This is a genomic window from Baaleninema sp. (assembly GCF_049974805.1).
Lineage (GTDB): Bacteria > Cyanobacteriota > Cyanobacteriia > Cyanobacteriales > Geitlerinemataceae > Baaleninema.
Genome location: NZ_JBNGCO010000013.1, coordinates 23,683 through 42,986 on the forward strand (window position 1 = coordinate 23,683; position 19,304 = coordinate 42,986).

Annotated in this window: 13 protein-coding genes; 2 read left to right on the plus strand and 11 right to left on the minus strand. The window is 56.1% G+C overall.

The window, feature by feature from the left end:
* Nucleotides 1–149 precede the first annotated feature (149 nt).
* Nucleotides 150–2,093, plus strand: coding sequence for a heavy metal translocating P-type ATPase (locus ACP5D4_RS04555; RefSeq protein ID WP_428010444.1), 1,944 nt, complete (start codon nucleotides 150–152; stop codon nucleotides 2,091–2,093).
* 105 nt (nucleotides 2,094–2,198) lie between these two features.
* On the opposite strand, the gene ACP5D4_RS04560 is transcribed toward ACP5D4_RS04555, so the two are convergent.
* The 10 genes from ACP5D4_RS04560 to ACP5D4_RS04605 form a co-directional block, all read right to left on the minus strand.
* Nucleotides 2,199–3,149, minus strand: a complete 951-nt coding sequence (locus ACP5D4_RS04560) for an ABC transporter ATP-binding protein (protein WP_428010473.1) — start codon at nucleotides 3,147–3,149, stop codon at nucleotides 2,199–2,201.
* Between the two features lie 489 nt (nucleotides 3,150–3,638).
* Nucleotides 3,639–5,603, minus strand: a complete 1,965-nt coding sequence (locus ACP5D4_RS04565; protein ID WP_428010445.1) for a peptidoglycan DD-metalloendopeptidase family protein — start codon at nucleotides 5,601–5,603, stop codon at nucleotides 3,639–3,641.
* A 358-nt stretch (nucleotides 5,604–5,961) separates the two neighbouring features.
* Nucleotides 5,962–6,156: a hypothetical protein gene (locus ACP5D4_RS04570; protein ID WP_428010446.1), complete on the minus strand. Its 195-nt coding sequence runs from the start codon at nucleotides 6,154–6,156 to the stop codon at nucleotides 5,962–5,964.
* 245 nt (nucleotides 6,157–6,401) lie between these two features.
* The gene (locus ACP5D4_RS04575; RefSeq protein WP_428010447.1) at nucleotides 6,402–6,911 is read right to left on the minus strand and encodes a tRNA (cytidine(34)-2'-O)-methyltransferase; all 510 of its coding nucleotides are present in this window, start codon (nucleotides 6,909–6,911) and stop codon (nucleotides 6,402–6,404) included.
* A 160-nt stretch (nucleotides 6,912–7,071) separates the two neighbouring features.
* A complete protein-coding gene (gene gshA / locus ACP5D4_RS04580; protein WP_428010448.1) occupies nucleotides 7,072–8,223 on the minus strand; it encodes a glutamate--cysteine ligase in 1,152 nt (383 codons plus the stop codon).
* A gap of 284 nt (nucleotides 8,224–8,507) precedes the next feature.
* Nucleotides 8,508–10,157: a mechanosensitive ion channel family protein gene (locus tag ACP5D4_RS04585; RefSeq protein WP_428010449.1), complete on the minus strand. Its 1,650-nt coding sequence runs from the start codon at nucleotides 10,155–10,157 to the stop codon at nucleotides 8,508–8,510.
* Nucleotides 10,158–10,550: 393 nt separating this feature from the next.
* Nucleotides 10,551–11,354, minus strand: coding sequence for an ABC transporter permease (locus ACP5D4_RS04590; protein ID WP_428010474.1), 804 nt, complete (start codon nucleotides 11,352–11,354; stop codon nucleotides 10,551–10,553).
* 181 nt (nucleotides 11,355–11,535) lie between these two features.
* Nucleotides 11,536–12,411: an ABC transporter permease gene (locus tag ACP5D4_RS04595; protein WP_428010475.1), complete on the minus strand. Its 876-nt coding sequence runs from the start codon at nucleotides 12,409–12,411 to the stop codon at nucleotides 11,536–11,538.
* Nucleotides 12,412–12,560: 149 nt separating this feature from the next.
* Nucleotides 12,561–13,679 (minus strand): ABC transporter substrate-binding protein, encoded by a 1,119-nt coding sequence (locus ACP5D4_RS04600; RefSeq protein ID WP_428010450.1) that lies wholly within the window; start codon nucleotides 13,677–13,679, stop codon nucleotides 12,561–12,563.
* A 109-nt stretch (nucleotides 13,680–13,788) separates the two neighbouring features.
* A complete protein-coding gene (locus ACP5D4_RS04605) occupies nucleotides 13,789–14,922 on the minus strand; it encodes an ABC transporter ATP-binding protein (RefSeq protein ID WP_428010451.1) in 1,134 nt (377 codons plus the stop codon).
* Nucleotides 14,923–15,278: 356 nt separating this feature from the next.
* Here ACP5D4_RS04605 and mrdA point away from each other — a divergent pair, with 356 nt between their 5' ends.
* Entirely contained in the window at nucleotides 15,279–17,090 is a 1,812-nt protein-coding gene (gene mrdA, locus ACP5D4_RS04610; RefSeq protein ID WP_428010452.1) for a penicillin-binding protein 2, read from the plus strand.
* Here mrdA and pckA read toward each other — a convergent pair.
* Nucleotides 17,087–18,799 carry a phosphoenolpyruvate carboxykinase (ATP) gene (pckA, locus tag ACP5D4_RS04615; RefSeq protein WP_428010453.1) on the minus strand — a complete coding sequence of 571 codons (1,713 nt, stop codon included), beginning with the start codon at nucleotides 18,797–18,799 and terminating at the stop codon, nucleotides 17,087–17,089. The genes mrdA and pckA overlap by 4 nt on opposite strands.
* Nucleotides 18,800–19,304: the final 505 nt, after the last annotated feature.

Sequence of the window (19,304 nt, forward strand, 5' to 3'; positions counted from 1 at the left end):
TGGTAATAACCCCTCGAAGCCCTTCAGAAAGCTGGGAAGATGCTCCAGATCGGCGCAGAATTGCCATCACCTCAAGCGGCTCGCTCGATCGAGGAAAATTCCTTAAAATCTGAATAACTGTTCAAGAGTCGTTTCTGAGGCTGGCGTCGATGAAGACTTCCACCCAACCCACCACGGGCTGCTGTAGCTGTCACGGAGAAACCGCATCCTCTTCGTCTCAAACCGCCCAACGCCGAGAAATCTGGCTTCTCGGGGGAGTCAGCCTGTGGTTTGCTGTCGGACTGGTACTCATTAGCAGCGAAGTATTGACGGGAATTTGGATTTCAGCCTGGTTTCTCCCGGCTTACTTCGCCGTCGGTTGGGACGTTTTAAAAACCGCCGGACGCCATGTCGCACGCGGTCAAGCCTTCGACGAAACCTTTTTAATGAGCGTCGCGACCCTGGGCGCCATCGCCATCGACGCCGCCCCGGAAGCCGTGGGAGTGATGCTGTTTTACCGCATCGGCGAAGCCGTGCAGGATGTGGCAGTCGATCGCTCCCGAGATTCCATTCGATCGCTGCTGGAAGTCCGTCCCGATCTCGCCCGTATCAAAACCGCCGACGGCTGGAAAACCGTCTCCCCAGAAATCGTCGAAGTCGGCGCAGAAATCCTCATCAAACCGGGGGAACGAGTTCCCCTCGACGGCGAAGTGTTGTCCGGACGCAGCTATCTCGACACCTCCGCCTTAACCGGCGAATCCGTTCCCCGATCCGTCCAAGACGGCGATCGCGTCCTGGCCGGCACCATCAACCAAAGCGGGGCGTTAACCGTCCGCGTCACCCAACCCTTCGGCGCATCGTCGATCGTGCGAATCCTAGAACTCGTCGAAAACGCCCGCCACCAGAAAGCCCCCACCGAAACCTTTATGAGACGGTTCGCCCGTCGCTATACCCCCATCGTCGTGGGCTTAGCCCTGGCCGTGGCCACGATTCCGCCGTTGGTGTTGCCCGAGGCCAACTTCCTCGAATGGGGCTATCGGGCGTTGATTTTGCTGGTGGTGTCCTGTCCCTGCGGCTTGGTCATTAGCATTCCCTTGGGGTATTTCGGCGGCGTCGGCGGGGCGGCCAAACAGGGGGTCTTGGTGAAAGGATCGGTGTTTCTCGATCGACTGGCCGCCTTAACAACCGTCGTCTTTGACAAAACCGGAACCCTCACTGAAGGCTCGTTTGAAGTGACGCAGGTACGAACCGCCGACGGTTGGACGACGGAGGAAGTGTTGCAGTGGGCGGCCTTGGCCGAGTCCCACTCGACCCATCCCATCGCCCAATCCATCTGTCGCGCCGCTTCCCCTCCCCCTTCCGAGACGACGTTCGGCGATTACCAAGAAATCCCCGGCCGAGGCCTGCGCGTGACGGTAACGGACGGAGAAGGCATCGAGAGATCGATCGCCGTGGGCAACGATCGACTCTTCGAGTCCGCTGGTTTTCCCCCTTTTGAGACCCTGGGGACGGGGGTGCGCGTCGCCGTTGACAACCGTTACATCGGCGATATTTTAGTCTCCGATCGATTGCGGGACGACGCCGCCGAGACCGTGACCCAGTTAAAAGCTTTGGGGGTCGATCGTATAGTCATGCTGACGGGCGATCGAAAAGCCGTCGCCGAAGCCATAGCCAAATCGATCGGCATCGACGACGTGCGGGCCGAACTCTTACCCGAAGACAAAGCCAACGCCCTCGACGACGTATTTCACGAAGCCCCCGCCGAGGGAACCCTCGCCTTTGTCGGCGACGGCATCAACGACGCCCCCGCCATCGCCCGGGCGGACGTCGGCGTGGCCATGGGCGGTTTGGGGTCCGACGCCGCCATCGAAACCGCCGACGTCGTGTTAATGTCGGACGCCCCCTCCAAGTTGGTCACTGCTGTAAATTTCGGCCGTCGCACTCGCCGCATCGTCTGGCAAAATATCGCCATCGCCTTAGGGGTCAAAGGCATCGTCATCGTACTCGGGGCTTTAGGTTTCGCCAACCTCTGGGAAGCCGTTTTTGCCGATGTCGGAGTGGCCTTACTCGCTATCGCCAACGCCACACGCGCCTTATACAGTCGACAGGGGTAGGATGCCGTGACGCGGGCGTCAAAAGGTCGCTGAAATCCGGTCAATGGGATGTTACCGCGTCACGCACCGATTCCTTGTCTCCCCCTCTCCCCATCACCCTCCCCATCACCCCTGACTGACGACGAAGCCGCGATCGCGCAATTGCTGGACGAAGAATTCTTCTAAGCTGGGACGGGCGAGGGTGAGGTGGGTGAGTTTGGCATCCATTAAATTGAGAGTGGAGAGGAAATCGGGCAGTTCTCCTTTCAGGGTGCCTTGCCACTGTCCGTCTTCAAAGTCTAAGTCCGGAAGCCAGTTTTCGAGGACTTCTAGCTTTCCGCCCCAGCCTCGGACTTTGTAGCCCTCGGGGTAGCCGAGGAGTTCGCCCAAGCGTCCGCTACAGAGGAGTTCGCCTTCGGCGAGAATTGCCACTCGATCGCAGATGGTTTCTACATCCGACAAAATATGACTGTTGAAGAAAATGGTTTTTCCTTGGTCTTTGAGGGCGAGGATGATTTCTCGCATTTGATAGCGTCCGAGGGGGTCCAGTCCCGACATGGGTTCGTCGAGAAACAAGACATCGGGATTTCCCACCAGGGCTTGAGCCATGCCCAACCGCTGTAACATTCCTTTGGAATACTGTCGAAGTTGTTTGTGACGGGCGTTTTTTTGGGAAATGCCCACCCAGTCGAGGAGTTGGGCGATTCGGTGCGATCGATCCCCTTCGGGAATGTCGAACAGTCCGGCGATAAAGTTCAGAAATTCGTTCGCCGTGAGATAGTCGTAAAAATAGGGATTTTCCGGAAGGTAGCCGACCCGCTGGCGGACGGAGCGATCGCCGAGGGGACGTCCGAGGAGAGTTCCCCCACCGCCGCTCGGTCGCAGGATTCCCAGTAAAATTTTCAATAGGGTCGTTTTTCCCGCTCCGTTGGGTCCGAGTAAGCCGAAGGTTTCGCCCTCGCTGACGGAAAGAGAACAACCTTTGAGAGAGCGGACTTTTTGGTTGAGCCAAAATCCCGTGCGATAGGTTTTTTTGAGGTCGAAGGTTTCAACGACCAACGGACGGTCTTCTGTCATGATGCCCATGGCGAGAATGCTCGATCTCGGGTCTTTTTGGGACTTGATGCGATTGTATCGCACCCCTGGCAGGATCGATCGTTTCAGCCCAATTGAGTCCGATGCCCCCTTGACAAGAAACTCCCTATGGGTAGACCATATAAATATAAGATTCAATACTATTAAAAGTATTTTTTATTAAAAAAAATAAACTTTTTGCTCGACGGCGGCGCTTTTTTTTCTTGACTTCGACGCCGTTTTGGGATAAGATAAAGCTATTTTAATATAATGGAAATATTGCTAAAATATTGATTTTTTAGTCAACACCCCCCTAGGGAGCCAGAAAAACGCCTCAGAGTTATGAAATTCCCCTGTAGGAAAAAACAAAGCCGAGACCGAACAAGAGAGAGAATCCCTCGACTCTCTCTCTCTAGATGGATCTCACACACACATCACACGGGTAAGTCGCTCGAAAATCGGCAGCTTCCGCCAGTTACAGCCAACCCTCACTTACGGCAAATAGGCCATAGGGTTGACAGCACCCTGTCCGGAGGGATGGATTTCAAAGTGCAAGTGGGGTCCGGTAGTGAACCCAGTGTTCCCCATTTCAGCAATCTGTTGCCCTTGAGCGACTTGCTGTCCTTCCGTAACCAGCAAGCGGTGGTTGTGGGCGTACAGAGTCAAACTGCCATCGGGGTGGGTAATCTCGACTAAATTCCCGTACCCGCCAGCGTTCCACTGAGCGTAAGTCACCACCCCGGGAGCGGCAGCCACGATAGGAGTGCCGATGGGTCCGGCGATATCAATGCCGTTGTGCATGCGACCCCAGCGCCAACCGTATCCAGAAGTCAAGACCCCTTGTGCCGGCCAGATATAGCCGTTGAAGTCCATATCAGCCCCGACAGCTCCTTCAGGAGCTTGGGGCTTGGGCAAGTACGCACCGGGAGCAGACAGAGCCGGTAAATCGGGAGACACAGCTCGAGGAGGCAGGATAGGGGCGTAGTTGGCCGATCCCATCGGGGCGACGGCCACTTCTTGGGTATCGCTTTGGGGTTTGACCCGTTCGGCGGACTCCGTTTCGCGGCTTTCAGGAGCGTTTTGGCGTTCGGCGTCGAAGTCGGGGTTTACCCGAGTGGCGGCGGCCAGTTGCCGAGATTCCCGGCGGAGGGCGTTTCGAGACGACCGGGGGTTGAGGGATGTTGCCAACCTGTCGTCGTCAGTATGGCCGTAGCGATCGCGCAGGCGATCGATATCGGAGCGCAATCCGTTAGCGTAGGGATTTTCAGCTTCGGGTAAGTTAAAAGCTTGAAGTTGCGAAGGAGTGACTGGCGTCGTATCTTCTGCGCTGAGGACGGGAACTTCCGAGGGTTCGCGTGCGTCCGAAGCTGTGGAAGACACGAGGTCGGGAACGTCGTTTTCCGAGATTGGGGAGTCGGGGAGAACCACGTTCGGCAGAGCCGTCAGTTCCACTTCGCTGTCTTCCGATTCCGAGATCGTCCGGACTTTTTTATCGGGGAGAGCCGCGAGCGTGGTTTCGCGACCGAAGACCGTCAGCGGTTGAGGTTGGCCATCGCTGGCGGCAGGAATTTCGATTTCTTGTCCGGCGACGATGCGATCGGGATCGTCGAGTTGGTTAGCCCGAACGAGATCTTCAACCGTGACGCCGTGGCTGCTGGCGACCTGAACCAGAGTTTCCCCTTCGGAAATCTGATAGGAATCTGCCTCGGTAGCTTGCGTTTCGGGTTCTGCTGTTTCCGGAATCTCGGATGGAATGCTGTCGAGTTCCTCGGGCGACTCGACGGCGGCGAGGATACCGCTTCCATCGCGATCGTCCAGACGGGGCTTTTTCGCTAAAGCCAATTCCGAAGACGACAGAGAACCGCTTCGTTCGAGGCGAGCCAGTTCGTATTTCGAGTTAAAATTGGGAGAACGTCGGGCGATGCGAGAGGGTTCACTGCCAACCTCGCTTCTTTTATCGAGTCCCTTCGTCTCGCTCGGTGAGAGTGCGGCAACACTTTCCGACTCGGGGGCGAGAATTTCCAAGGGGGGATACACCATACCCTCGGTGACGGGAATCTCGAGAATCTGCCCGATGTCTAGAACCCTGTCGATGGAGATCCCGTTGGCGGCTGCGATGAGACTCGCCTCGACGCGGTAGGCTTTCGCAATTTGCCAGAGGGTTTGACCGCTCTGCACGAGGTGCGTCACAGACTCGGACGAGTCAGATTGCGCTCGCACCTCGAGAGATGGGGCGGCTTGGGCTGTGGCCTCCGACGTCGCCACTTTGTCGAGTGGGAGTACTGCCGTTTTATCAACGGACGGGGGCATCAACGTCGCGGCGGTTTTAGCAGTCGCGGGTTCGGCTGCGAACGCCGCGTCCCCTTGTTTGGGTAACAGTCCGCCCGAAGCGCCCATCGATAGCGCGATGCCGAGGGCAGCCGCCGAAGTTCGTACTCGACGATAGCTTTCTGGCACGACTGACCGCGTCTGCCCTGCCGAGAGAAGCGGGTTGGCCGCGCCAGCAGGGACAGGGTGGATTGGGTGTGGGAACGCTCGTTTCAAGCAACGACCTCCTAGACGATATAGCGAGTAAGTAGCAGTCTTTTGATTTCCCGAACCGACGGGCTATTAGTGATACAAATCACGCTGATTAGCTGATGTCGATCGCTGACAGCAATAATGCTTAGGACAGCGTACCCTGGTTTTTTGATTTACACAAGGTTACACGGCTGAAGACCTTGTTCGCTCTAGATTTTAAGCGATGGCCACCGAGGGTTTCGGGAACAGACACACCCCAATCGCCCGTTAAACGGTCGGAGATTTGCGGGTTGTCTTAACGGTACGATTTGCTGAAATTGTCAAACTCGACAATTTCTAGATATCGACGAAACTGTACGCCGAACTCAGCCCCTTCGTCTACTGGAGAATTTGCGGAGAAGCGATCGCTCGATCTTAAGTTGAGGTCCGATCGCAGACTTGTGGAAAACGGCTCGATCGCAGAACCGTCGAGGGTTTGTTCGGTTCTCAAACGAGAAAAGTCGAATAAAAAAATCTATCGGCCGCACCTCGCCCAAGTGGGGATCGGTCGATAGAAATTTCTTATCGGTTTTACGCCCGATAACGGTGGCGCGATCGCGTCAGAATTGGGGGGAAAGGGAGTCGGAAACACAACGCGGGCGATCGCTCTCAGGGGTGGGGAAACGGCCACTTGGGCGTCCGGCGATCTTTGAGGTCTCCCACCGGCGATCGACGCTCTCGCTCCCCCCTCCCCCGTTACGATTCGAGAACCGAGGGCGAAGTGTTTCCTTTAGGAGAGGGGGCGTCGCGAAAACGATTCGTTTGTCGCAGGCATTCAAACAAGCCCAACGCCGCACTGACTGAGAGGTTCAGGCTGCGAACGCGAGGCTCCAGCATGGGAATGAACACCGTCTCGTCGCAGTCCTCGAGGGTTTCGGAGGACAGACCCTCGGTTTCGCTGCCAAACAACAACCAATCGTTGGAGCGAAATTCAAACTCTGTATAACTACACCGTCCTCGAGTGCTGAATCCAATCCAACGTCCGCTCTCGCTTTGACGAGTGCCGCGAAATTGCTCGAGCGTCTCATGGTAGTGCCAAGTCACATAAGGCCAGTAGTCCAACCCCGCCCGTTTGAGATAGCGATCGCTCAACTCAAACCCCAACGGCCCCACCAAATGCAGCGGCGTTTGAGTTGCCGCACAAGTTCGGGCGATATTTCCCGTGTTCGGAGGAATTTGAGGGTTAACTAAAACTAAATTCGGCATTTTACCCAAAAACAACAAAAAACTCGAAATCCAGCCATCAAACAATCCGAAAAACCCTGCGATCGCCCCAATTCAAGGCCGTCAGCCGTGAGGCGGATCGATAGGTTTTCCTAATCAGATCGGCAAAAGGCAGATCGATTAAATATTCTGATTGTGCTGTCTAGGCCACCAACAAACGACAGAGTTTGTCCTCTAGCTCCCGTTCCCGGCGGATTTCCGCCTCGATCGCCCCAACGATCTGCTCTCGTGGCGAACTTCCATTCTCGCAGGCTCGCCGCCACTGTTGCGCCGGATTGCCCTCCCGCAAAATCTGGCGAATCGGCGAGAGAAAACAGCGAATTCCCCGCTCCTTAGCCGTCGGCAACACCGTCTGATACATCTGTTCGATCCAATCCCGAGCTAAAATTTCCCGGCCGTCCTCCCAATGACGTAACGTCGCGTCGAGGCTGTCCTTAGCAACAGCTCGTTCGTTGTCCCGCGTCAGTTCCAACAACGCCTCGGCGCGGGTATTTTCCGGAAGCCGACTGCTGGCGAGGGGGTCTAGACTCGGATCGAGGATCGTCTGCCAAATCCGAGCTTCTAACAAAGCCGTCACCGCCAACAAATCGATCGGATCGGCAATCAAATCGCAAATTCGCAGTTCCAGACGATTGAGATTGTAAGGACGGCGATCGCCGTTAGGACGGACAGAAGACCATAAATGGCGCACGTTTTGCATCGTACCGAGCGCCAACTGTTCCTCAGTCCAGCGCACGAAATGGCCGTGACTGTCGAACAGCGGTACTTCCTCCGGCACTTGCGGGAACACCTGCCAGCGCGTCGAATCGTCCCCCGTCACCTTCCCATCGAGGAACGGCGAAGACGCACTCAAAGCTAAATACAACGGCGCCTCGACGCGAATCAAGCGGTTCGCCCGCATCAACACCTCCAAATCGCCGATTCCCACATTGATATGAACGCTGGCCGTCACCACCGTAGACCCATAAGACCGTTCGATAAAATCGTGGTAGGGATTGTTAGGGTCGGAGCGGAAAAACTGGCCAGAGTCCCCCAAAGACAAAGTACTGCCGGGAACGAGCGTATAGGAGCCGAGGCGGTGTAAATAGTCCCGTAAAATCTGGCGGGGACGCACCAATTCACAGAGTAACTGGTCGTAACTACAGAGGGGCGCGGTGGTGTATTCCACGTTGCGCTTATCCGGTTCCCGAGAAAAGCGATCGAGGTCGGCCACGATGCGATCGGAGAGACCCACGATCTCCCCCTCGGGGGTTCCCGTGTACATTTCTACTTCAAAGCCTTTCGGTAACAACATGGTCTCTCCCGTCGAACAGTATTGAACGAAGCAATCTCAATCAATTGAAACAATAAATACATCTGTCCCGCATCTATCCCCCCGCTACCGAAGCGAGCGATCGAGGCCAGGAGGCCGGCCGAGTGGGGCTAGATTTACCGTCACGTCGCGCGGGTCTTGAGATATATTCTACCGAGTCCCGTGTCCGCTACTGCCCGGACGCGCCCGCAAAACGGGAAATTCCCCCATCGGCGGCCCCGGCGATCGCGAAAGGCTAACGAACGTTCTCCCCCCGAACCCCCATCTCACCGAGTCCATTTTTCCAACAATCGCATCACCAACCGTTCCAAATCCGGGGACAAGGAGAGGGGAAACTGACCCGATCGCACGTGCAAATCCCGCTGAGGAAAAGGAATTTCCACCCCAGCCGCCTTGAGTTGCTCCTCAATGGCAAAATACAAGTCGCTTTTGAGAACGTACTGCTGACTGGGATCGGCGCACCACACCAACAGCTCGAAATTGAGCGAACTGTCGCCGAACTCCACGAACAGCACCCGAGGCGGCGGCACTTTCAACACCTGAGCGTTTTGCTGCGCCGCTTCCAAGAGAGCGGACTTCACCGCCGAAATATCCGAGCCGTAAGCGACGCCCACCGGGAGGCGCAAACGAGAGACCGGATTATCGTGACTCCAGTTAATCACCTCCGTTTCCAGAAACCGGGAGTTGGGTACAATAATCGACACCCGATCGAGAGTACGAATGACTGTACTGCGGCTGCCGATGCGCTCGACCGTTCCCATATATTCCCCCACCTGCACGAAATCCCCCACCTGAATCGGACGCTCGAAGAGCAAGACGATGCCGCTACCGAGGTTTTTAGCGATATCTTGCAAACCGAAACCGATCCCGACGCTCAACGCCCCGGCAAAAATCGCGATCGAGGTAATGTTAAGACCCCAAAGATTGAAGACGACGACCGTTCCCACCACGATCAGAGAATATTTGAGAACCGTAGCGATGGTATCTTGAGCGCCTCGGTTCAAGCTGGCAATTTGCAAGACCCGCGATCGCACCAACTGCGTCAAACGGTTGGCTGCCACCACCAACCCCACCAACAGCGCCGCCAAAATCAGCAAGTCGATAACCGAATACGTATCGTCGTCCACCGGCAGAATCCGCGCCGTCAGACTGTCGAAGACCAGTTGGCGAACTTCGTAACTCCACCGCCGCGTCACCGGTAGCAAATCCACCAGATAGTAGAGGGTGGCTATCCAGAGAACGACTCGTCCCAACACCAGCAGCAGCGAGCGCCACGCCCGAACCGTGGGGTCGTCCTCCGTTCCCCAAGGTGGGAGGTGAGCCAGTTTGCCAAAAGACCAATGGAGAACCACCGCCGCCACGATTAAAGCCACGCCCCGCAAAATCGACTGTTGTAAAAACGTCTGACTCCGTTCTCGATCAGCTTGGCGAAGGGCTTGGCGAATATTGTCGGCCCAAATTTCCGCCTGCTCTTCGGCTGTGCGTCCGGCTTCCGAGTCCCGTTCCGTGACGGTCATCAAATAAATGCCGTCGAGTAAAATCGTCGGCAAATCGTTGCGTTCGACTACCTCCACCGCTTCGACCCCAGGACGCTCGGCCGCTTTTTGCAGTTGTTCGTTAATAAAATTGGCGCGTTCGGGGGCGAAGAACTGACCCGAAGAACTGACCTCGAACAGTACTTCACCATCGAGGATCGCCCGAGCCGTTCGATCTGTATCGACCGTTTCTTCTGGGGGAGCCTCTCCAGCCGGAGCCTCCACTGCCGGAGCCTGCCCGGCCGAGGGAACCTGTGCCAGCGCCCCGGTCGCGATCGCACAGGTGGCCACCATCGCCACCCATGCCAGAAACCCGCCGAAACGCCACCACCGCGTCGCCTTGGGCCCGGTTGCGTTCGACTTTCGCGTTTGAAACTTCATCGACGTGGGAAATGAGGGGTTGAAACAAGAGGGGTTGAAACAATTGGACGACAGGATGACGAGAGCAAATCCCTTGACATCCTCTGCCATAGAGAACCCCGGTATTTCCAAGATACCGGGGTTCTCGCCTGTCAGCCGTTGGCAGATACAGATGCGATCGCGCAACCTCCGCTCGATTCCGCCGTTCAACTGTCACAGTCGAGCTTTTCAAGCCCCTCAACCCTCGACTAATATCGATAAAGTTAGTGTGGTGTGAAGGGCGACTCTTCCGACGGAACTCAGCTAAAAGCTGAATCGTCTGAATCAGTAATGGTTCTCAACTGTACGCAGCTAGGTTGACCCAACCGTTCGGTTGGGTTGCCTAGCTTTTGCTGGCCCGCTTGAAATTCGAGTTTATCTAGCTTTTCCCGCTTCGCTGCGATATCGCAAATATTCCGCCACGAACGCTAACACCCCAGACACGCCGATCAGAATCGCACTCAAAGCGTTGATATCGGGTTTCACCCCCGTGCGAATGCGGCTGAAGATTTCCATCGGCAGCGTCGTCGCCCCCGCCCCGGCCGTAAAACTGGCAATGAGAAAATCGTCCATACTGAGGACGAAAGCCAGCAAACAGCCCGAGACGATACCGGGCATTAACTGAGGCAACAAGACTTTCAAGAACGCCTGAGTTGGCGTCGCCCCCAAATCCAGGGCGGCTTCTTCCAAGTTGGGATCTAAATCCGCCAAACGAGTCGAGACGACGATAGCGATGTAAGCCAAACAGAAGACGATATGAGCCGCCACGATCGTCCACAAACTGAGGGAAAACCCTACCGCCGCCAGAAAAACCAACGTGGCCACGGCGATCGCGATGTCCGGCACGATGAGAGGCAGATAGGAAATCCCCAGATAGAGTTTTTTCCCGGGGAAGCGATATCGCGCCAAACCCACCGCCATCAGCGTTCCGAGAACCGCCGAAACCACCACGGCCGTCAGCGCCACGATCAGACTGTTTTTGAGGGCGGAGAAGATGCGGACGTCCGTAAGCAGCCGTTGGTACCATTGCAGGGTAAAACCTTCCCAATTGGCACTGTAGGCAGATTCGTTAAAACTGTAAGCCGCCAAAACCGCGATGGGAAGGTACATAAAGGCAAACATCGCGCCGACAAACAACGCTTGCCAGGAGATGCGCGGTAGGGGCGAAGGGTTTGCCATGTTGGGGGGAAGCTCCTCTGGAGACGTGAGGGTATCGGGGGAGTCGGATTGAGCGTTACGAACGATTTCGGTCATAGACTCAAACGGGGGGAGAAACAGGCACCGCCGAAGTTTCGGGAAAACAGGTCGAAGCGTCGATCGCATCGGGGATACCGCCTCGCGCCCATGCCCTCGCGATCGATTAGCGCTGGGTGGCAGAGGAATCGCCGTATTTCAGCAACAAGGCGATCGACAGACTTACGGCAAAAATTAACACCATACTCAAGGCCGAGCCAAATCCCCAATTTTGAGTTTGTCCCAAAAACTGGTTGTAAATCAAGCGAGCCACCGTCATACTGGAAGCGCCGCCGAGGAGTTCCGGGTCGATGAAATCGCCGAGACTGGTGATAAACACCAATAGAGAACCGGCCGCGATACCGGGAAAGGCTTGAGGCACTGTAATTTTCCAAAAGGTTTGAGGCGGCGTCGCCCCCAAATCCGCCGACGCTTCCAGTAAGGCGAGATCGAGCTTTTCCAGGGACGAATACAAAATCAACACCATATAGGGCAGAAAACTGTAACTCATCCCCACCAACACTGCTGGCGTGCGGTTGAGAATTTCCAGCGTCGGCAGTCCGATCGCCGAAAGTATGGAATTGAGAACCCCCGTCGGCCGCAAAATGGTAATCCAGGCGTAGGTTCGCAGCAGCGACGACGTCCACAGGGGCAAAATAAAACCCAACAGCAGCAGGTTACGCCAGCCTTTGGGGGCGAGAACGGCAATCCAGTAGGCCACGGGAAAGCCCAACACCAGACACAGAAGCGTCGTTCCCACTGCCAAACCCACCGAGCGCACGATCACGCGAAAGTTCGTGGGATTGAAAACTAGCAGGTAATTATCGATGCCCGAAGGATTGACGAGATCGCCGGGACGGATGTTCGGCACCAAACTTAACTGGAAAATCACCAACGCGGGCAGCACCAGCAGTAACAGCAGCCACAGCCCAGCCGGACCCAACAGAACCAAAGGGCCGACCCAGCGAGTCCCCAAGCGCGGTTGGCTGGCGTCTGGGGTCACATCGGAACTTGACGAAGACGGGGGAGGCGATACAGACACGGGTTTTTGGGTGGACGACAGAAACTGGAGGGGGAGCCGGGAAGCCGGGGAGAGGGGGAGAAACGATCGATTCTGGGTCTTCACTCTTCCCGCTTCCCTCTTGACGGAAATCAGCCGCTCGTGAGGCGAGTCCAATAGCGATTGTAGATTTCCCCGACTTCTGGGGGAATCGGTTCGAGACTTTCGGACTTTTCGATGGCCGATTCGGGCGGAAATAGCGTTGTATTGGTTTGCACCTCCGGCGGTAACAGGTTGAAGGCGGCGGCGTTGGGGGTCGCGAAACTGAGACGTTCGCAGATGCGGGCGGCCACTTCCGGACGCAGCATGAATTCGAGCCAAGCGTAAGCGCCTTCGACGTTGGGAGCGGTGCGGGGAATCACCAGAGCGTCCGTCCAAATCGAAGAGCCGCTTTCGGGGTGGACGTAGGCGAGATCGGCGTTTTCGGGGATGACCTCGTTGGCGTCGGAAGAGTAGCACATGGCGATTTTGAGGTCTCCCGTCAAAATTTGCGTGCGCCAAGCGTCGGAGTTGAAGGCAGCGATGGCGGGTTTGAGTTGTACCAGTTTTTCGTAAGCGGCGCGAATGCGATCGGGGTCGGTGGAATTGTAAGAGTATCCGAGAGACCGCAAAGCGGCGCCGAAGACTTCTCGCTGGTCGTTGAGAAGGGTCAGGCGTTTCGTCAACTGTTGGCGGTAGTCCCAAAGATACTGCCAGTCTTGGGGGGTGGGGTTGAGGGCTTTGCGGTTGTAGATGAGACCCGTGGTTCCCCAACTCAGGGGAACGCTGTAGCGATTTTCGCGATCGTAACTGGGATCGCGGAATTTAGGAAACAGGCGATCGAGACTCGGCAGACGGGACTTATCCAGTTCCATCAACATATTGAGGTCGATCTGTTTCCGCACCATGTAATCGGAGGGATAGATGACGCTGTAGGCCCCACCCGCCCCCGCTTGCAGCTTCGCCAACATTTCCTCGTTGGAAGAGAAAACGTCAGCGATGACGCGAATTTGAGTTTCTTTATAAAATTGGTCGATCAGTTCGCGATCGGTATAACCCGCCCAAGTATAGATATAGAGAACGTCAGAGGCAGTGCGGACGTTCGTGCGGACGTTGGCCAGGGTCCAACCACAGCTCGAGAGTGCCAAACCGGAGGCGGCGGCAGCAGAGGCTTTCAAAAACTGACGGCGGGTCGAGCGACCGCCCGGAAACGAGACACGAGTCGAAGGCACGGCACCAAGAGCGAGCTATCGGACGAAACGTCAAAACGCGACGATTCATGAGTATCTTACCGCGACAGGCGGCGTGGTTTTCTCCGGGGAGGGTTCACCAGACTTTTTCTCAGGTCGCTCGCGCGTCAAGGGCGATGCAGTCCGACGGCGACCAGGACAGATAAAGGGTCGCACCGTCTTCGGGTAAGGTTTCGAGACGAGTCGATTGACGCACGGTTAACGGTTCTCCCGAAGCCAGTTCGACGACACAATGGACGTGGGTGCCGAGATACATGGCGTGTTGGAGGCGTCCTTCCAAGATGTTGTGCGCGGTGTCGGGGCGCTCGAGGTGCAGGTGGATTTTTTCAGGACGCACGCTGACGATGGTTTGACGGGTGCGATCGCTCCAGTCGGAGGTTCGCGCCACGACGATTTTCAAACCGGAGTGGGTGCGAACCAGCAAACTCGAGCTATCGGCGCTTTCGAGATGGCCTTCAAATAAATTGGTATCGCCAATAAAGTCCGCGACGAAGGGAGTTCGCGGCCGTTCGTAAATTTCGTTGGGCGTCCCCACCTGTTCGATTTTGCCGTCTTTCATCACGGCGATGCGATCGGAGAGAGACAGGGCTTCTTCTTGGTCGTGCGTCACCATCACGAAGGTCAACCCCAAGTTTTGGTGCAGGTTCGACAGTTCCACCTGCATCTGCTTGCGAAGTTTTAAATCCAACGCGCCGAGGGGTTCGTCGAGTAACAACACCGCCGGACGGTTCACCAACGCTCGGGCCAAAGCCACCCGTTGACGCTGACCCCCCGACAGTTGTTTGGGGTAGCGGTTGGCGAAACTTTCCATTTTCACCAGTTGCAACACCTCGTCCACCCGTTGTTGGACTTCGCTACGGCTGAGGCGTTTGATTCGCAAGCCGAAAGCGACGTTGTTCCAAACGGTCATGTGGTCGAAAAGGGCGTAATTCTGAAACACCGTATTGGCCGGGCGTCGGTGTGGCGGAACGTGAGTCATAGACTTCCCCCGGATGAGGACTTCCCCCGCCGAGGGCGTCTCGAACCCGGCTACGAGGCGTAAGGTGGTGGTTTTACCGCATCCCGAGGGGCCGAGGATACTGAAAAACTCCCCGCGTCGAATGTTAAACTCGACGCCGCGCACGGCCGTTTCACCGTTGAAGACTTTGAAGACTTTACGGAGTTCGACGTCGAAGTCGGAATCGAGGGTGGGCAAATCGCTGTTATGGGTGGCAGTTTGCAGCATGATAGCGGCTCCTGGTTAGTCGTATCCCCGATCGCGCGTCGGGTCTCCAATGGGGTTTAGGAACGATCGAGCAGTCGGGACGGTCTGACGGCCACCCCGAGCGCGGCGAACGAGGCGCGTGGTAGCGGTTGACTGTTCGTCTTTATCGCACGTTCACTTCATTGTATCGGGAGGACGGGCGATCGTCGCGATACCCGGAATCGCTTCTCGATCGCGATCGCCTTTCACCTTTGACCCATGTTGCATAATGAATTCGACAGCGAACACAGTCGATAATTGATAATTGATAGTTTCTCCTCATCTCCCCCTCTCCCCATCTCCCCATCTGTCCTTCTGCCCTTCTCCAAAAGCTCGACATGACCTCCATCCCGTCTTCCCACTTCGGAAACCGCGCTAACACTCGTACTGTCGGGGAATTTTCCCGCTCGATCGTCATGATGTTGGCGATTACCCTGGTTCTCGTCGGTGGAATCGGGGCGCGTCTGGCGTACTTGCAACTGATTCAAGGTTCCCGCAACCGCCAACTGGCTGAAGATAACCGAATTCGCTTGATTCCCACCCAACCGGTTCGCGGCAATATTTTCGATCGCCACGGTAATATCCTGGCCAGTTCCAGTTTGTCTCACACGGTCTATCTCTGGCCGCTGGCACAAAGACCCGAGGACTGGCCGGCTACCATCGAACGGCTGTGTGAAATCCTCAACCTTCCCACGGATGCTGTACTCGATCGCCTCGAGCAAATCGGCTACAATTCTGCCTTGCCGATTCGCGTGGCTCGCCGACTCACCTCCGCCCAAGTGACCGCCCTCGAAGAGTACGGCCAGGACTTAAAAGGTATCGAAGTCAGCGTCGAAGCCGTCCGCACCTATCCCAACGGTTCTGTTGCTGCCCACGTTCTGGGCTATACCGGAGAAATCGACGAACAAGCCCTGGCTGAGTATCGAGAAGACGGCGAAGAAGAATACCGCCTCGGAGATATTGTTGGTCAAATGGGCGTCGAAGCCGCCTTTGAAGACCAACTGCGTGGCGATTGGGGCGGCCGTCAAGTGGAAGTGGACAGCCGAGGTCAAATCGTGCGCGTCTTGGGCGAAAAACAGGCGCGAGGCGGTCGAGACGTACAAATCACTCTGGATTTGGAGTTGCAAAAAGCCGCTGAAGCTGCCCTGGGCAACACCAAAGGCGCGATCGTAGCGATCGACCCCCGCAACGGTGCCGTCTTAGCGATGGTCAGCCGTCCGGCGTTCGACCCCAATATTTTCTCGACGCGCATCAGTAGCGAGGATTGGGCAGAACTCCAAAGCGCCGACCACCCCTTCGTCAACCGCGCTTTACAGGGCTTTCCCCCCGCCAGTACGTTTAAAATTGTGACCACTACTGCGGCGATCGAATCGGGCGAGTTTCCCCCCGGAACGGTTCTTCCGACTTATCCCTACATTACTGCCGGGGGGATCCGGTTTTGGGATTGGAACCGAGTCGGTTTCGGCCCTCTGGGCTTTGCGGGGGCGATGGCCTGGAGTAGCGATACGTTTTTCTATCAAATTGCCCAAGCTATCGGCGAAAAACCCCTGATTCAATGGACGCGCCGCTACGGATTCGGGGAGAAAACGGGCATCGAACTGGCCTCGGAAGAAGCCGCCGGCCTAGTTCCTGACGAAGCCTGGAAAAAAGAGGTTATCGGGGAAGGCTGGTACATGGGCGACACCATCAATATGTCCATCGGTCAGGGCTATTTACAGGCGTCGCCGCTACAAGTGGCCGTCATGTTCGCCGTTCCCGCTAACGGGGGCTACCGGGTACAACCGCACCTGTGGAAAGACGACACGGAAGCCAGTCAGTGGCGAGAATCTCTCAATATCAGCCAAGGCACTCTCGATGTTTTAGCCCAAGGGTTGCGAGAGGTCATCACGATGGGGACGGGATCGAAAATCAACTCGTCGGACATTCCGCCGTTTGCGGGCAAAAGCGGCACGGCAGAAGCGCCCCCTTACGAATCCCATACCTGGTTCGGGGCTTACGGTCCGATGGACGACCCCGAAATTGTGGTGGTTGCTTTTGGCGAACATTCGGGACAGGGGGGCGGTTCTTTTACGGGTCCGAAGGTCTTGCAAGTGTTACAAGCCTATTTCAGCCTCTACGGTGATGGTGAGGTGGTGAGTGATGATGATTAAAATACCGGCCCGGCGGCGCGGATTTCAGGGGCGGCGTCGGGGTAGCGAAGGAAGTTTTCGGCGAAACGCCGCGCGAGGTTCAGGGCTTGGCGATCGTAGGCGTCGGGATCGCTCCAGGTTTGTTTGGGATCGAGAATCTCGCTGGGGACGCCGGGAACTCGTTCGGGGATACCGATACGGAAAACGGGATGGGGTGAGAAGGGAATGTCGTCGAGATCGCCGTTGAGAGCGGCTGTGACCATAGCCCTGGTGTGTTTGATTTCCATACGGCGACCGACGCCGTACCCGCCGCCAGACCATCCGGTGTTGACGAGATAGACTTGGATTTTGTGTTGTTCGATGCGCTGCCCCAGCATTTCGGCGTAGACGGACGCGGATAGGGGCAGGAAGGGTTTGCCGAAACAGGCGGAAAAGGTGGCTTGAGGTTCGGTGATGCCCCGTTCGGTCCCGGCCAGCTTGCTGGTGTACCCGGAGATGAAGTGGTACATGGCCTGCTCTTTGCTGAGTTTGGAAATCGGCGGCAGGACGCCGAAGGCATCGGCGGTTAGGAAAATGACGGTTTTGGGATGGCTGCCGATGCTGGGAATGACGGCATCGGGAATGTAGTGGATGGGATAGGCGGCGCGGGTGTTTTCGGTGAGGCTGTTGTCGTGATAGTCGGGGTTGCGGGTGGCGCGATCGAGCACGACGTTTTCCATTAAAGCCCCGAAGCGGATGGCGTCCCAAATGTGGGGTTCGTCTTCTCGAGATAGGTGAATGGTTTTGGCGTAGCAGCCTCCTTCAAAGTTGAAGATGCCTTCGGGAGACCAACCATGCTCGTCGTCGCCGATGGTGCGACGGTTGGGATCGGCTGATAGGGTGGTTTTTCCGGTCCCCGATAGTCCGAAGAACAAGGCCGTGTTGCCGCGATCGTCCATGTTGGCGGAACAGTGCATCGGCAAAACGTTCCGTTTGGTCATGAAGTAGTTCATCAGGGAGAATACGGATTTTTTGATTTCTCCGGCGTAGTGGGAGCCGCCGATGATGATGAGTTTTTTGCCGAAGTGCGCGACGATGAAGGCTTCGGAGTTGATGCCGTCGTCGATGTCGCCGTGAAGTCCCGGTACGGCCAGAACGGTGAAGTCCGCTTGGTGGCCGTCGAGTTCTTCGTCGGTGGGACGCACGAACATTTGATGGGCAAAGAGGTTTTGGGCGGGAAGTTCGTTGATGATGCGAACGCCCATGCGGTATTTGGGATCGGCGCCGACGTAACCGTCGAAAATGTAGAGGTCTCGCCCTTGGACGTAGGCGCGGACGTGGCGGTACAGGCGGTTGAAGTTATCTTCTGAGATGGGAACGTTGAGTTGGTTCCAGTGGATTTCGTCGCGACTGCTCGGTTCGTCGACGATGAATTTGTCGTTGGGGGAACGGCCGGTGTATTTTCCGGTCTTGATGCACAAGGCGCCGTTGCTGGCCAGGACGCCTTCGCCTCGGGCTAGGGTATGTTCGATGAGTTTGGAGACGCAGAGGTTGCGGTAGACGCGACCGGGATGTTTGATGCCGATGGCTTCTAAGCCGTAGGTGGGAAATTCGGCTCTGTAAAAATCGACGGGTTCGCTGGCATAACCGTCTAAGCGTTCTCGATGGGACAGTTGCTGTTCGATTAGGGTCGAAATCGAAATGTCGCGATAAAGGTTGTTCGTATTTTCAAGGAGACGTCGATCGCTCATGGCTAAACTCCCGTAATGAGTATGTTTTGACTGGGTTGAAACCGAAACCACTTTGGGGGAATTCCCTTTTTTTTTGGATTCTGTTTTATCGGCGGAGGTTTGGGGATTCTTCCCCTTTTTAAGCCTCCAAATGGCTCGATCTCGCTGCTTTTGCGATGACATTTTTAATCTGTTGGGTTCGATTTATGGCTAAAATGTCATCAAATCTTGACTAAATAGATTGGGTTATTTTTTCTGATATATACGCTACCAATTTTCGATGAAAAAGCAAATTCAAATGCAAAAATATTCAATATTTTTTACAAAAATATGGGTTTGTTGATGAATTGCGATTTTGATGTTACAAAAGTCCATTAAACGGTCTGAGAGAAGAGAAAACGATCGCCCCTTGGAGAGCGATCGACCAGACAGAGGACGAAAAGTCGAGGGCGATCGCAGGCTTGGGGTCGGTGCGCGATCGCCCTGTCTCTTCTGCGACTTTCCCGTAAAATCGAATCTGTACGAT